This window comes from Micromonospora sp. ABR4_055 (assembly GCF_056160425.1).
This window is the reverse complement of record NZ_JBSWXD010000074.1, coordinates 1-14268: the sequence shown is the minus strand read 5'-3', so window position 1 is coordinate 14268 and position 14268 is coordinate 1. Positions and strand designations below refer to the sequence as shown.

General features: G+C 69.6%; 13 protein-coding genes. 7 read left to right on the top strand and 6 right to left on the bottom strand.

From position 1 onward, the window contains the following. Window positions 1-429 precede the first annotated feature (429 nt). Together murJ and ACXAHD_RS17970 are read right to left on the bottom strand one after the other, a co-directional pair. A complete protein-coding gene (gene murJ / locus ACXAHD_RS17975) occupies window positions 430-2211 on the bottom strand; it encodes a murein biosynthesis integral membrane protein MurJ (RefSeq protein ID WP_281552338.1) in 1782 nt (593 codons plus the stop codon). 55 nt (window positions 2212-2266) lie between these two features. Continuing rightward, entirely contained in the window at window positions 2267-3322 is a 1056-nt protein-coding gene (locus tag ACXAHD_RS17970) for a hypothetical protein (RefSeq protein WP_475051824.1), read from the bottom strand. A gap of 59 nt (window positions 3323-3381) precedes the next feature. Between ACXAHD_RS17970 and ACXAHD_RS17965 the strand changes: the two genes are divergently transcribed. Continuing rightward, on the top strand, window positions 3382-4920 hold the full coding sequence (locus tag ACXAHD_RS17965) for a CCA tRNA nucleotidyltransferase (protein ID WP_281552336.1): 1539 nt from the start codon (window positions 3382-3384) through the stop codon (window positions 4918-4920). A gap of 129 nt (window positions 4921-5049) precedes the next feature. Beyond that, window positions 5050-5850 (top strand): hypothetical protein, encoded by an 801-nt coding sequence (locus tag ACXAHD_RS17960; RefSeq protein ID WP_281552335.1) that lies wholly within the window; start codon window positions 5050-5052, stop codon window positions 5848-5850. Between the two features lie 20 nt (window positions 5851-5870). Here the strand turns inward: ACXAHD_RS17960 and ACXAHD_RS17955 are convergent, their stop codons facing one another. Together ACXAHD_RS17955 and ACXAHD_RS17950 are read right to left on the bottom strand one after the other, a co-directional pair. Next, window positions 5871-6107 (bottom strand): hypothetical protein, encoded by a 237-nt coding sequence (locus tag ACXAHD_RS17955; RefSeq protein ID WP_475051820.1) that lies wholly within the window; start codon window positions 6105-6107, stop codon window positions 5871-5873. Between the two features lie 69 nt (window positions 6108-6176). Then, the gene (locus ACXAHD_RS17950; protein ID WP_281552333.1) at window positions 6177-6548 is read right to left on the bottom strand and encodes a hypothetical protein; all 372 of its coding nucleotides are present in this window, start codon (window positions 6546-6548) and stop codon (window positions 6177-6179) included. Between the two features lie 696 nt (window positions 6549-7244). Here ACXAHD_RS17950 and ACXAHD_RS17945 point away from each other — a divergent pair. The 3 genes from ACXAHD_RS17945 (at window position 7245) to ACXAHD_RS17935 (ending at window position 8625) form a co-directional block, all read left to right on the top strand. After that, window positions 7245-7442: a hypothetical protein gene (locus ACXAHD_RS17945; protein ID WP_281552332.1), complete on the top strand. Its 198-nt coding sequence runs from the start codon at window positions 7245-7247 to the stop codon at window positions 7440-7442. 120 nt (window positions 7443-7562) lie between these two features. After that, window positions 7563-8177: a GNAT family N-acetyltransferase gene (locus tag ACXAHD_RS17940; RefSeq protein WP_475051817.1), complete on the top strand. Its 615-nt coding sequence runs from the start codon at window positions 7563-7565 to the stop codon at window positions 8175-8177. Further along, window positions 8143-8625, top strand: coding sequence for a methylated-DNA--[protein]-cysteine S-methyltransferase (locus ACXAHD_RS17935; RefSeq protein ID WP_281552330.1), 483 nt, complete (start codon window positions 8143-8145; stop codon window positions 8623-8625). The genes ACXAHD_RS17940 and ACXAHD_RS17935 overlap by 35 nt, the downstream gene beginning before the upstream one ends. Before the next feature lie 79 nt (window positions 8626-8704). Here ACXAHD_RS17935 and ACXAHD_RS17930 read toward each other — a convergent pair whose 3' ends face one another. Both ACXAHD_RS17930 and ACXAHD_RS17925 read right to left on the bottom strand, forming a co-directional pair. After that, entirely contained in the window at window positions 8705-9784 is a 1080-nt protein-coding gene (locus ACXAHD_RS17930) for an inositol-3-phosphate synthase (protein WP_281555769.1), read from the bottom strand. Between the two features lie 23 nt (window positions 9785-9807). After that, a complete protein-coding gene (locus tag ACXAHD_RS17925; RefSeq protein WP_281552329.1) occupies window positions 9808-10476 on the bottom strand; it encodes a PadR family transcriptional regulator in 669 nt (222 codons plus the stop codon). A 173-nt stretch (window positions 10477-10649) separates the two neighbouring features. Between ACXAHD_RS17925 and ACXAHD_RS17920 the strand changes: the two genes are divergently transcribed. Next, the gene (locus ACXAHD_RS17920; protein ID WP_281552328.1) at window positions 10650-11114 is read left to right on the top strand and encodes a DUF5318 family protein; all 465 of its coding nucleotides are present in this window, start codon (window positions 10650-10652) and stop codon (window positions 11112-11114) included. Between the two features lie 194 nt (window positions 11115-11308). Further along, a partial coding sequence (locus tag ACXAHD_RS17915; protein WP_475051810.1) for a transglycosylase domain-containing protein occupies window positions 11309-14268 on the top strand: 2960 nt, incomplete at its 3' end.

Sequence of the window (14268 nt, the reverse complement as noted above, 5' to 3'; positions counted from 1 at the left end):
TTCCGGCACCGGCCGGCCCCGCAGCGGTGGAACGTCACCGGTCACGACCCGGTGTCGCACGTATCCGTCCAGAACGACCTTACCTGCGTTGCGGCAACACCAACATCTCAGCTTCCCGCAGCTCTTGCAATGCCGACCGGGGGTCGACCTGCCGTCTGGCGGACCCGCGCCGACCGGACCCGGTCAACGCCACCCTGCCCGTACGGCCGGACGCATAACCTCCATCGCAAATATACGTTGTACCGCCCGGGTGCCGCTCCCAGCCCGCCGCGACAGCCCACCCGACCGCCCCACCGCGACCGGGCCACCGACACTCCGACACCGCCCGTAACGAGGATCCTGGTTCTGAGTTATCCACAGGCGCTGACCTGGTGTCGAGCGTGTCCAACCCGGTTATCCACAGGTTGGTCCACAGGCTGATCTCGACGGTCAGCGGCCGAGGCGACGGCGCACCATCGCCAGCACGTCGACGATCTCGCGGATCCGCAGGACCACCGCCAACCCGAGGTAGACCAGCCCGACGGCGGCACCGCCGCCGACGAGTTGCAGGATCGCCAACGGCTGGCTCGGCGTGTCACCACCCGGCAGCAGCGTGACGACAAGCCACCCGGCCAGGGCGGCACCGCTGGCCGCCAGCGCCACCTTGCCGAAGGTGACCATGATTCCGCCGAACCCGATCCGACCGACCCGGCGACGCAGCAACCAGGCCGACAGCACCGCCGCCGCCAGGTACGAGACCCCGTTGCCGATCATCAGGCCGGCCGCCGCGAACTGCACCGACAGGGCGACGAACAGCCCGATCTGGACGAGAATCCGCAGCGCCACCACCGGGATGTTGATCAACGCCGGGGTGCGGGTGTCCGGCAGGGCGTAGAAGCCGAAGGTGAACAACTGACTGACCGCGAACGGCACCAGAGCGACCGCCGCCGCCAGCAGCACCACGGCGGTGGCGTCGGCGGCTTCGGTGTCGAACGCGCCGTACCGGAACAAGGAGAAGGAAACCGGGGTGGCCAGCACCGCGTAGCAGACGGCGATCGGCGCGAGTACCGCCGTCACCGTCCGGGTGCCGCGCGCCAGGTCGACGGCCATGTCCGCGTAGCGGCCGTCGGCAGCGGCCGAGCTCATCCGCGGCATCAGCGCGGTGATCACCGAGACGGCGACGATGCCGTGCGCCATCATCAGCAGCAGGAACACGTTGTTGTAGATCAGCGGGCCGGCTTCGTCCTCGTCGCCCGCCCGGTTCAGCAGGTTGAACACCACCACCAGGCCGAGCTGGCTGACCGCCACGTAGCAAAACATCCAGACCCCGAGCCGACCCAGTTCGGCGAGGCCCAATTGGCGGAAGTCGAACCGCCAGCGCCACCGGAAACCGACCTTGCGCAGCGCCGGGACCAGGCCGGCGGCCTGCACCACCACGCCGAGCAGGGTGCCGCCGCCGAGCAGCACGATCCGGCCGGGGGTCATCTCGTCCGGTTCGATGATCCGGGCACCGAAGATCGCGATGTACGTGCCCAGGGTGGCGATCACCACCAGGTTGTTGAGGATCGGTGCCCACATCGGCGCCGCGAAGTGCCCCCGGGTGTTCAACAACGCACTGACCAGCGCCGACAACCCGGTGAAGAAGATCATCGGCAACATCAGGTACGACAGCAGAGTGACCAGGTCACGGAACTCCTCCGTGGTGCGGTCACTGGAGTAGAGCAGCGTCAGCAGCGGTGCCGCCGCCATCGCGACCAGGGTGGCGACGGCCAGCGCCAGCACCGCCAGCGACAGCAGCCGCTGCGCGTACGCCTGACCCCGGTCCGGGTCCGACTTGCGTCGCCGCACCAGCACCGGCACCAGGACGCTGGTCAGGATTCCGCCGAGCAGGAACTCGTAGACCATGCCGGGGAAGATCTGCGCCGTGGTGTAGGCGTTACCGACCAGCGATCCGCCGAGCGCCGCCGCCAGCACCAGCGTCCGCAGAAAGCCGGTGCCCCGGCTGACCAGGCTGCCCAGCGCCATGACCGCGCTGTTGGTGGCGGCGCTGCCGCCCTCCTGCGGCTCCTGCACCGCCGGGTCCGGCATGGCCGCCGGCGGCTCGGACGGTGGCGCGGTCGACTCCACTACCGGCTGGCCGCCCGGTCCAACGGAGATCAGCGTGGCGCCGTCCGGCTCCGGGCCGCCCCGACCGGGGTCGGCGTTCGTGCTCCGGTACAACCCGCTACTCATCGGACCTCCACCCCGCCGGTACGCCGGAACCGCCGCGCCGGACGCAGGCTCGAGCCTATCGGCCGTCGTCGTCGGCCGGGACGATGCCCGACAGTGCGTCGACCACCCAGGCGGCCTCGGCCGGCACCACCGGCTCGGTCAGCGCGTCCAGCAGCGTCGGATGGTCGCAGCCGGCCTCGGCCAGCGTCCGACCGAGTACCGGCATCACCGCCAGGTCGCCGGTGTCGCGGGCCCGCCGGGCCAGTTCGGCCACGGCCGGCGTACGCCGCCACGGCGTGTCGAGCAGCCGGCGGTGCCGGGCCGCCGCGCGGCGTACCAACTCGGTGATCTCGTCGAACGGGAAGGACTCCGCACCGAGGACGCGGGCCGGTGCGCCAGGGCCGTCCGGCTGCCCGGCGGCCACCCACCCCCAGCCGACGGCGTACCGCCAGTGTGTCCGGGCGCCGTGGTCGAGATGGTCACGTACCTGCCGGGCCACCGACTCGTCGTCGAGGATCCGAGGGTCGACCGTGGCCGGTGCCGGCCACCAGGACGGGTCGGCGAACAGCTCCAGCGGCGGCTGCACCGGACCCGCCGTCGTCGCCGACGCGTCGGCGACGCCCGGCTCGCCCGCCGGGCCGTCGCCAGAGGTCGCCGGGCCATCAGGTGTTGCCGGGTCTTCGGTTCCCGACGGCTCGTCGCGGCGCAGTGCGCGCAGCGCGGTGGCCAGCATGGTGGCTGCCCGGTCCGCCGCCGGCGGGTCACCGGCCGGTGGTGCGTACCGGTGCAGCAGCGCCACCAGCAGACCGGGATGCGGCCACGCCGGATCGTCCAGGGCGAGCAACCGGCCGATCAGGTCCAGCTCCGCCCAGCGCAGCACCGCCGCGTACGGCCGGCCCGGATCCAGCCGGGCCAGCGGCAGCGGTTCGGACGCCCCCGGTTGGCGCAGGCCGAGCAGGCATTCGCCGTACCCGAGATCGATCTCCAGCACCAGGCCGTAGCCGTCGGCGACCGGCAGCACCACCCGGGTCTGCGCGTGGTGGGCCGGTGCGGGTCCGGCCACCGGCGGCAGGTACGCCGCCCAGAAGGTCGGATCGGTGGTCAGGCTGGCCAACGGTTCGGGAATCGGCACGGTGACTCATCCTGCCCGGCGGGGGCGGCGACGGCCACAGCGGCTACTCTGGCGATCCCATGTCCGAAACCTCCGCGCCTCGCGCCACCGATGCCCGCGCCACCGATCGTCGGGCCCCTGACGCTCGTGCCACCGTCGGGTCCGACCGCACCGCGGCGACCCCGGGCGATCTGACCGCCGTGCAACGCAACGCCGTCACCGAACTGCTCCGGGTCTCCCCGGTCGCCGACGAACTCGGCAACCGGTTCGCCGCCGCCGGCCACGAGCTGCACCTGGTCGGCGGCTCGGTCCGCGACGCGCTGCTCGGCCGACTCGGCAGCGACCTGGACTTCTGCACCGACGCGCACCCGGACCAGACCCTGGGGGTGCTCAAGGGCTGGGCGGAGGCGATCTGGGAGACCGGCCGTGAGTTCGGCACCATCGGCGCCCGGCGGGGTGGGATGACCCTGGAGATCACCACCTACCGGGCGGAGGCCTACGACGGGGTGACCCGCAACCCGGTGGTCGCCTACGGCACCAGTCTCGCCGACGACCTGCGGCGGCGCGACTTCACCATCAACGCGATGGCGGTCAGCCTGCCCGAGCACCGGTTCACCGACCCGTACGGCGGGGTCAGCGACCTGGCCGCGAAGATCATCCGTACCCCGGGGACGCCGCAGGACTCGTTCGGCGACGACCCGCTGCGGATGCTACGGGCCGCCCGGTTCGCCGCGCAGCTGCGGTTCGCCGTGCATCCGGATGTCCGCGCGGCGATGGCCGCCATGGCGGCCGACCTGGACCGGATCACCGCCGAGCGGATCCGGGACGAGTTCAGCAAGCTGCTGTGCGGTGCCGACCCGGTCGCCGGGCTGCGGCTGCTGGTCGACTCCGGGCTGGCCGACCGGTTCCTGCCGGAGCTGTCCGGGCTGCGGCTGGAGATCGACGAGCACGCCCAGCACAAGGACGTGTACGAACACACGCTGACCGTGGTGAGCAACGCCGTCCGGCTGGAGAGCGACGGCTGCGACTTCGTGCTGCGGATGGCGGCGCTGATGCACGACGTCGGCAAGCCGGCGACCAAGGCGGTCGGATCGGACGGCCGGGTCAGCTTCCACCACCACGAGGTGGTCGGTGCCCGGATGACCCGGCACCGGATGAAGGCGCTGCGCTACCCCAAGGAGGTCACCACCCAGGTGGCCAAGCTGGTCGGCCTGCACCTGCGGTTCTACGGGTACGGCCGGGGCGAGTGGACCGACTCGGCGGTCCGCCGCTACGTCACCGACGCCGAGGATCTGCTGCCCCGACTGCACAAACTGACCCGGTCCGACTGCACCACCCGCAACCGGCGCAAGGCCGCCGCGCTGGCCGCCGACTACGACGCGCTGGAGGAGCGGATCGCCCGGATCCAGGCCGAGGAGGATCTGGCCCGGGTCCGCCCCGACCTGGACGGCAACGCGATCATGGAGCTGCTCGGCGTACCGCCGGGACCGGTCGTCGGTCGGGCCTGGCGGCACCTCAAGGAGACCCGGCTGGAGCGCGGGCCGCTGGACCGCGACGAGGCCGAGGCGGAGCTGCTGCGGTGGGCACGGGCCGAAGGGATCCTGCCCGACGCCGGTTAGCCACCCGTCACGCCCGGACCGGTGGTTACCGGGCGTTGTGCCGCTCGACTACCGTCGCAGGACGGACGGGTGCGGCGATCTTGCTGGCGGTCGCGCGCCACCGACAGCTGATCAACCGGGAGGGCCCAGATGCAGCCGTGTGCGGTCTGCGGCGGTGCGTCCGTCAACCAGGCCGGCTACTGCCTCCAGTGCGGTACGTACCGCGGTGTTCCGTCCAGCCAGGCCGGCTACCCCGGACACCCGCCGCAGCAGCCACCGGCACCGGTCTACCCGGGCAGCGGCGCGCCGAGCTATCCGGGCTACCCGATGGCGCCGCAGCCGCCCGACCGCGGCCGGTCCTACCTGGTCCCGCTGGTGGCCCTCGGCGCGACGTTCGTCGTACTGGTGGCGGCGATCGGCGTGCTGATCGCGGTCCGCGGTACTGACGACGGCAACCGGGTCACGGCCGATCCGAGTGCCTCTCCGACCCCCAGCGACCTTCCGACCCCGAGGGAAGCCTCGCCGCCGCTGGTGGACCCATGCGTGGTCGGCAGCTGGCAGGTGGACTCGTACGAGGAGGACATCGCGCTGGACGAGCCGTTCGGCAGGACCACGTTCACCGGCGTCGGCCCCGGTGCCCGGGTCGAGCTGCGCGAGGACGGATCGGGCACCACCGACTACGGCGACGGCACCACCTTCGAAGGATTCGTAGCCGGGACCGTCGTCACCCTCACCATCAGCGGACGGGTCACCTACCGCTTCCGTGCCCTGGAGGGCACGGTCTCCTTCAGCGACGTCGACGCGGACGGCACGGTCACGTTGAGCGCCCCGGGTGTCGACTCGGAGAGCCAGGCCCTGATCGTCGAGTTCGACCCGGCCAGCTACCAGTGCGACGGCGACACCATGACACAGCGCACGACGCTCCACACCGCAGAGATGTCCAAGCGCTGAGAGTCAGGTGACAAGTCCACTCAGCAGTTCGCCGTCCGGTACCGCCGCGCCGGCCGGGTCCCGTAGTAGCGCTCGCAGTGGATGTCCTGAACCCACGGGTCGGAAGCGAGCGACATCAGCTGTGACCGCAGCTCGTGGTCGCTGTCCACGATGATGCTCTCGACGTAGTCCTCGCGGAGGAGCCGTCGTGGGCCCCAGGTGACCTGGAGCCGCCACCGTCGGCCCAATTTAAGGTCAAGCGTCCTGGTCTGGGACATTAGTGTTCCTTTCTCGTAAGATTGGTGATGCCGTCGTCAGATGGCGGGCGTCGAGGGCGGCCAGCCTGGTCAGCCGGGGCGCCGGCCGGATCGAGTGCGGGGATGCGGCGTCGGTGTCAGGAGACGCAGCCCGACGAAGAAGACGCAGACACCGGCCAGAGCCGTCGCTGCCAGGGTCAGCCACCAGTACGGCACGGACGCCGCACGGCAGACCGCAGCCACCACGACCGTGGTGAGCAGAGTCGACGCGCAGACAATCGCCAGGTTGATCGTTTGGTGGAGTTGTCCCTTGACCTCGACGGCGCCGCGCAGGGTCAGCAAGCGGTTGCGGACGCTGACCGTCATCTTGTCGGGCTGTATCGGGACCTGTTCAGCCTTGGCGCTGGGCTCCTCGTGTGCGAGGTCGATCTCCCGGGTGTCCCGCTGGGCTCCGTCTGCCATCCGTACTTCTCGCATCCTCGTAGCAGAGTGAACTGAACGTGATCGGTCTTCGTGTAGCAGTCTATGCAACTGAGAGTGCCTCATAGTGTGTGAGACACGCTGACGATACACGCATGAAGCACGTATCTGGCTGCCATAACTCGTCGGATCTAGGGGTGACTGATGTGTCACTCAATGTGATTGGACTCTGGGTTGGCCGTCGAATCGATCCCTGATGACCGGTCGCGGAGCGCATTCATCCGCTTCGGGTGAAGCCGAGGGCACACCTGTCGTGGTCGAGGGCTGTGGGATGTGAAACTTGAGATTGATTCGCAACTCAGGAAGCGCTAGCTTGACCGGACCAAGATCTAGCAGGTTGGTGGATGTCAGATCGTATGTCTGAGGTACATCACTCATACGCAAGAGGGGCACATATTCGATGCAGATGTGGCATCATCTACAACGTACGCCCGTTCGGTTACCCTGAGTGGCGGCGTGCGTGGGGCCAATGGTCCTGATTGTCGGGACGACGTCCGTGACCAGCTCGTCACGCAAAGGAGACAGGCAGTCATGAGTCCACTACCAAATGCTCCTGACGGAGTGCGATCGGCCGCATCGGGTCGGCCCTCGAACGGTTCGACCGAACACACCGGTACCGGGGGCCGCCGCGAGGAGTCCTCCACAGCCGGGACTGCGGCTGTCGGAGCGCTGACCCGCGTGACGGCGAACTTCACTCCGAGGGCGATCTCGGCCTTGGAGAAGATCGCCGGTGAGACCGGCGATTCCAAGACCGACATCCTCAACCGGTCCGTGCTGCTCTACGACGCGATCCTCGATGCGGTCGAACGTGAGGGCGGTGCCCTGCACGTTACCTACCCGGACGGCACCCGCGAGCGGTTACGGTTCATCGGCTGACGAGATCCAGCCGAGCCCAGGTCTGCCAGGCCGGTCGCGCTGCGTCCCAGGTGACGCCGGCGGGGATCGGTCGGGCCTCGAGCTGTCGTCCAGCTGCCGGTCCGATGGGACAATCGGCGGGTGCAGGTGCTCGTCCGCTCGGTGCCGACCCCCGCCGACCTGGCCGCGATTCGGCAGCTCGACACATCGTTCGTCGCCACCTCGATGTACCACGTCGTGGCCGGTACCGACGGTTTCACGCTGCGGGAGGTGCCGGTGTCGCCGCCGGTGCGCAAACGGTACGACCTGACCGAAGGAGTCACCGAGGGCGGTCGGCCGTGGGACCTGTACGCGCTCGCGATCGACGGCGACCAGCCGGTCGGCTTCATGGCGACCACCTACCAGCGGTGGAACGGGCGGCAGGTGGTCAATGAGCTGCACGTGGCCCCGGCGTACCGTCGGCGCGGGGTGGCCCGGGAGCTGATCGGCATCGCCCGGGTCACCGCCCGGGAGAACGCCGCCCGGGAGATCTGGTTGGAGACCCAGAACGTCAATGTAGCGGCGGTACCCGCGTACCCCCGGCTCGGCTTCACCCTGAGCGGTATCGACACCACCCGCTACCCGCCGCCGTACGCCGACGAGGTGGCCCTGTTCATGTCGGCCGCGGTGCCGCCCGCACCCGGTGACCCGGCCAGTCAGCCGACCGGCGGACAATCGGCGGATGCGATGGGCGGTGCTGGACTCACCGATCGGTGAGCTGTCGGTGGCGGTTGACGACGTCGGCGTGTGCCGGGTGCTGTTCGGGCGTACCGACGAGGTGGTCGACACCGCGCCGACGGACCCGGTGCTGTGCGCGGCGCTCGACCAACTGCGCGGCTACTTCGCCGGTGCGTCCACCGGTTTCACGGTGCCGCTGTCGGTGCGGCGGGGCACGGAGTTCGAGCGGGCCGTGTGGCGGCGGATGACCGACATCCCGTACGGACAGACCGAAACCTACGGTGCGGTCGCTGCGGCGGTGGGCGACCCGCAGGCGGCGCGGGCGGTCGGAGTGGCCTGCAACCGCAACCCGATCCCGGTGATCGTGCCCTGCCACCGGATCGTCGGGGCCGGCGGCAAGCTGGTCGGCTTCGGCGGCGGGCTGCCCCGCAAACGGCACCTGCTGGAGCTGGAGGCGGCGGTGGCGCTGCGGCAGGCATGGACCTGAACGCGGCGCGGGCGGCCCCGCTACAGCAGCGGGACCGCCCGGCGACGCGAGGTGCCGATCGGCCGGCGAACGGCCGGGATCAGCGCTCGATCTTGTTGACGATGAAGTCCTCGACCGCCTGGCGGGCGTCGTGGTCGGCGTACTGCTCCGGCGGCGACTTCATGAAGTAGGACGAGGCCGACAGGACCGGGCCGCCGACGCCCCGGTCGAGGGCGATCTTCGCCGCGCGCAGCGCGTCGATGATCACGCCGGCGGAGTTGGGTGAGTCCCAGACCTCAAGCTTGAGTTCGGCGTTCAGCGGGGTGTCACCGAACGAGCGGCCCTCCAGCCGGATGTACGCCCACTTGCGGTCGTCGAGCCACGGCACGTGGTCGGACGGGCCGATGTGCACGTCGCTCTTGGCCATTTCGTGCGGCACCTGGGAGGTCACCGACTGGGTCTTCGAGATCTTCTTGGAGACCAGCCGGGTGCGCTCCAGCATGTTCATGAAGTCCATGTTGCCGCCGAAGTTCAGCTGGTACGTGCGCAGCAGCTCGACGCCCCGGTCCTCGAACAGCTTGGCCAGGGCCCGGTGCACGATGGTTGCGCCGACCTGGCTCTTGATGTCGTCGCCGACGATCGGCAGCCCGGCGTCGGTGAACTTCTGCGCCCAGACCGGGTCCGAGGCGATGAACACCGGCAGGGCGTTGACGAAGGCGCAACCGGCGTCGATGGCGGCCTGCGCGTAGTGCCGGGCGGCCTGCTCGGAGCCGACCGGCAGGTAGCAGACGACCACCTCGGCGCGCGCGTCGCGCAGCGCCTGGGCGATGTCGACCGGCTGCTGGTCGGATTCCTGGATGACCTCCTGGTAGTACTCGCCTACCCCGTCGAGGGTGGGGCCACGCTGCACCAGCACCCCGGTGGGCGGTACGTCGCAGAAGGTGATGGTGTTGTTCTCGCTGGCGTTGATCGCCTCGGCGAGGTCCATGCCGACCTTCTTGGCGTCCACGTCGAACGCCGCGACGAACTCCACGTCCGATACGTGGTAGTCGCCGAAGGTGACGTGCATGAGACCCGGAACGCGGTCGTTGGGGTCGGCGTTGCGGTAGTACTCCACGCCCTGGACCAGGGACGAGGCGCAGTTTCCGACACCGACGATGGCGACGCGGACGGAGCCCATCGCGTTTGCCTCCTTCTTGTTCTTCACGGCCGCTCCGGCTCGTCTCCGGGCTGTCCCGGCGGAGCCTCCCTGGTCTGTCCAGGCGGGGGCGGATCGTTCTCTGCGGGTTCGAACTTCATGGGATCGGGGTGGCCGGTGCGTGGGGCCCGGCCGGACCGCTCGCTGGCGATCAGCTCCTCCAGCCACCGGACCTCGCGTTCGCAGGCGTCGAGTCCGTGCCGCTGGAGTTCGAGGGTGTACGCGTCGAGCCGTTCCGCGGCTCGACCGAGCACCTCGCGGAGCCCTTCCCGGCGCTCCTCGATCTTGCGCCGCCGCCCCTCCAGGATTCGCAGCCGGGTGGCCCGGTCGGTCCGGGAGAAGAAGGCGAAGTGCACGCCGAACCCGGTGTCCTCGTAGGTCTCCGGACCGGTCTGGGCGATCAGGTCGGCGAACCGTTCCTTGCCTTCGGCGGTGATGGTGTAGACGACCCGGCCGCGGCGGCTGGTCAGTGCCGGGATCTCCGCGTCGGTGGTCGTGGGGTCGTCGGCTTCGGCGATCAGGCCGTTGGCCTGCAGCCTGCGCAGGGTGGGATACAGCGAGCCGTAGCTGATCGCGGCACGGATCGCCCCGAGCTTGGCGGCGAGTTCCTTACGGAGCTCGTAACCGTGCATAGGGGACTCCTGAAGCAGGCCGAGGATGGCGAGTTCGAGCACGCTGCCCCTCCTACCTCGTGGTCTGCCCGGCTTCGTCGATCCGATGTATCGAGCCGATACATCGACACGGTAGACGGAAACCAGACACCGGGCAAATGGTTCCTTGCGTACGGTCGGCTACTGATCGTGACCGTAGTCGCCAAGGTCAGCGGGGACCGCGTACGCTCGTGGCCATGCGTTCGCAGCGTCAGGTCGTCGACTACTCGCTTCAGCGGCGAGCAGTGCTGCGCGAGGTGTTCGCCGGCCGGGTGAGCAGCCATGAGGTTTGCGATGCCTCGCCATACCTGAAGAGTGCTGCCCGGTACCACGGCGAGTCGACCGACGAGAGCTGCCCGATCTGTCACCGCGAGAACCTGACCCACGTGCACTACATCTATGGCGATGAGCTGAAGCAGTCCGCCGGACAGGCCCGAAACCGGGCCGAGTTGTCGCTGCTGGCGATGACGCTGCGTGAGTTCCAGGTGTACGTCGTCGAGGTGTGTCGCGTCTGTAACTGGAACCACCTGGTGGAGCAGTATCTTCTCGGCCGGGACGGTCTAGGTGCCGCCGGCGGTGACGGCGAGGCTGACGGCGCGATCGCCGTGTCCGGCGGCGGCCGTCCATCGATGACCAAACGAAGGCGAGAGGCCCAACGGTGAACCTGATTGCCCGGTCGCTGCGTAGGCACCAGAGAGTAGGCAGGGCAAGGTTACTGGTTGACCGGACAAGTCACGATATTTCTGATGAAGTGGCTTTCGGCTGCTGGTGTCGCTCCGGCACCGGTAGTGGGCCAACTCACGGCAGACCGGTGGTGGCGCTGGAGCGCACCACCGCAACCGGCAGGGTGTGACACATGAACTCGTACGGCGACCCCAACTCCGCCCACGGGCGTGCCTACAGTCCAGGCAGCGGTGGCGGATACGGATCCGAGCCGGATGACTACCACTGGGCCGGGACGGACGACGCCGGGCCGGCCCGCGGCCCCTCCGCGCGGGGCGACTCCGACGCGGGTCGGTACGGCGGAGATGCTTCCCGTGGACCGGCCAACCCCGGCGCCGGTCGGGCCTCGGTCGGTGGCCGGGCTCCGGTCAGCGGCGCCTCCGCCGGACGGGCCTCCGCCGGACGAGCGTCGGTCGGCGGCGGTCCAGCCGGTCGGGCCTCGGTCGGTGGCCGGGCTCCGGTCAGCGGTGGCGCCCCGGTCGGTGGCAGCGCCTCGGTCGGCGGTGCCGCCGGCCGTTCCGGAGTCGGCCGGGCGACCGTCGGGCGGGCCAGCGTACGACCGGTCTCGCCGGCCGGTGAGTTCGGCGGAGGTCCCGGCGGTCCCGGCGGACCCGGCGGACCCGACGGCCCGTCCGGTCCGGGACGCCGTGGCCGGGGCGGTCGCGGCAGCGACCCTGCCGCAGCGAAACGGGCCAAGCAGCGTCGGCGGATCAACCTGCTGATCGCGTCGTTCGCGGTCCTGATCATGCTCACCGGTGGTGCCGTCGTCGGCGGCACCTACTACTCCACGACAGTGGCCCTGCCCGAGGAGCTGCCGCTTCCGCTGGCCAGCACGATGTACGCCAGCGACGGCACCACCCGGATCGCCAAGCTGGGCGAGTTCAACCGGGTGTTCGTCACCGTCGACCAGATCCCCGAGCACGTGCAGCGGGCGGTGGCCTCCGCCGAGGACCGCAAGTTCTACGAGCACTCCGGCGTCGACTACGTCGGTATCGCCCGAGCGGCCTGGAACAACTTCACCGGCGGCACCCGGCAAGGTGCCTCGACGATCACCCAGCAGTACGCCCGGAACGCGATGGACCTGCAGGAGGTCTCCTACGCCCGAAAGGTCCGCGAGGCGGTGCTGGCCTCGAAGCTCACCGACCGGTACGACAAGTCCGAGATCATGGGCTTCTACCTGAACACGATCTACTTCGGCCGCGGCGCGTACGGCATCGAGGCCGCCGCACAGCAGTACTTCGGCAAGTCGGTCGCCGACCTGTCGGTCGCCGAGGGGGCGGTGATCGCGGCGGTCATCAAGCAGCCGGAGCCGGACGCAACCACCGGGCACCAGGGCTACGACCCGGCAGTCAACGAGGCCGACGCCAAGGTCCGCTGGGAGTACGTGATCGGTGGCATGGTCGAGATGGGTTGGCTGCCCGAGGCCGAGCGACCGACCGAGTACCCGGAGATCCGGCAGGTCGACCCGAACAGCTGCATCATCGACTGCGGGATCAACACCCCCGAGGGCAACGTCATCAACTACGTCCGCGACGAGATGGTGCAGATGGGCATCTGCACGCCGGACACCTGCTCGCAGGAGCTGCGGCAGGGCGGCTACCGCGTCGTCACGACGATCGACGCGAAGATGCAGGACGCTGCGGAGAAGGCGATCTGGCGTAAGGCCAAGGGGTCGGCTATGGAGGGCCAGCCGGAGAACCTGATGGCGGCGATGGTCGCGATCGATCCGGAGACCGGCCGGGTGCTCGCCTACTTCGGCGGCGACAACGGCACCGGGCATGACTACGCCGGCCGCAACTACGAGAACGGCCAGTGGACCGGCGGCCACTCACCCGGCTCGACGTTCAAGATCTACACATTGGCCGCCGCCCTGGACAACGACATCTCGGTCGACTCGCACTGGACGGCCAAGCCGTTCAAGGTCGAGGGCACCGAGATCCAGGTGCAGAACGCCGGCCGGAACGCCAGCTGTGGCGAGTGGTGCTCGCTGGAGTTTTCCACCGTCCAGTCCTACAACGTGCCCTTCTACCACGTCACCGAGCAGATCGGTGCCGACAAGGTGGTCGGGATGGCCAAGGCGGCCGGCGTCGGCACCATGTGGAACACCGCCGACAACAAGCCGTACGACCTGACCACGGCCGACCCGAAGGAGGTCGCCCCGTCGCCGTTCTTCAACGTGGTCGGGTACGGGCAGTACCCGGTGACCGTGCTCGACCACGCCAACGGGGTGGCGACGCTGGCCAACCGTGGGGTCTACAACAAGGCCCACTTTGTGATCTCGGTGGAGAAGAAGAACCTGGTCAGCGGTGAATGGGTGACGGCCGGTGGCGAGCAGCTCAAGCCGGAGCAGCGGATCCGGCAGGAGGTGGTGGCGGACCTGACCGACGTGCTGACCCAGATCCCGAACAACATCAACAGGGACCTCAACGGCGGGCGTCCGGTCGCCGGCAAGACCGGCACCTGGGAGCTCAACGAGTCCAGCGGCGAGAACGGCGACGCCTGGATGGTCGGGTACACGCCGCAGATCGCGACAGCAGTGTGGGTCGGCAACGTCGGGGACCGCGAGGCGATCCGCGACAAGAACAACAACAAGATCGGTGGTAGTGGACTGCCCGCCATCATCTGGCAGCGCTTCATGAACGAGGCGCACAAGGGGATGGACGTCGAACAGTTCCCGGCTGCCCGGGAGATCGGCAGCGTCGACGCCGGCAACGGCAAGTCCCCGGCACCGCCGCCGCCGGACCCGGAAGAGCCGGGACAGGGCGGGATCTGTGACGGCCCGCTGGGCGACCTGTTCTGCCCAGGCCGCGGAAACAACAACGGCGACCAGGACGATGACGAAGGTGACCCCACCCGTACTCCCGGTAACGGTGCCGACCCCAACGACGGTGACGACCAGGGTGGCGACGGTGGCATCGGGTTCGACTTCGGCGGTGGTGCCGGGGGGACCCCAGTGCCACCAACACCGCCCCCCCCCACACACCCCCCCCCAGACACCAATCCCTCTCTTCTCCCCCCCCCCCCGCCCCCCAAACACAGCCAGGTGTCTGGGGGGGGGGGGTGTTTTTTTTGGGGGGGGGGGGGGGGGGGGGG

Coding starts and splice junctions, on each gene's coding strand:
- ACXAHD_RS17960 (WP_281552335.1), top strand. CDS start 5,050: ATGCAGCCGTGTGCGGTCTGCGGCGGTGCGTCCGTCAACCAGGCCGGC.
- ACXAHD_RS17955 (WP_475051820.1), bottom strand. CDS start 6,107: ATGTCCCAGACCAGGACGCTTGACCTTAAATTGGGCCGACGGTGGCGG.
- ACXAHD_RS17920 (WP_281552328.1), top strand. CDS start 10,650: ATGCGTTCGCAGCGTCAGGTCGTCGACTACTCGCTTCAGCGGCGAGCA.
- ACXAHD_RS17965 (WP_281552336.1), top strand. CDS start 3,382: ATGTCCGAAACCTCCGCGCCTCGCGCCACCGATGCCCGCGCCACCGAT.
- murJ (WP_281552338.1), bottom strand. CDS start 2,211: ATGAGTAGCGGGTTGTACCGGAGCACGAACGCCGACCCCGGTCGGGGC.
- ACXAHD_RS17930 (WP_281555769.1), bottom strand. CDS start 9,784: ATGGGCTCCGTCCGCGTCGCCATCGTCGGTGTCGGAAACTGCGCCTCG.
- ACXAHD_RS17935 (WP_281552330.1), top strand. CDS start 8,143: ATGCGATGGGCGGTGCTGGACTCACCGATCGGTGAGCTGTCGGTGGCG.
- ACXAHD_RS17950 (WP_281552333.1), bottom strand. CDS start 6,548: ATGGCAGACGGAGCCCAGCGGGACACCCGGGAGATCGACCTCGCACAC.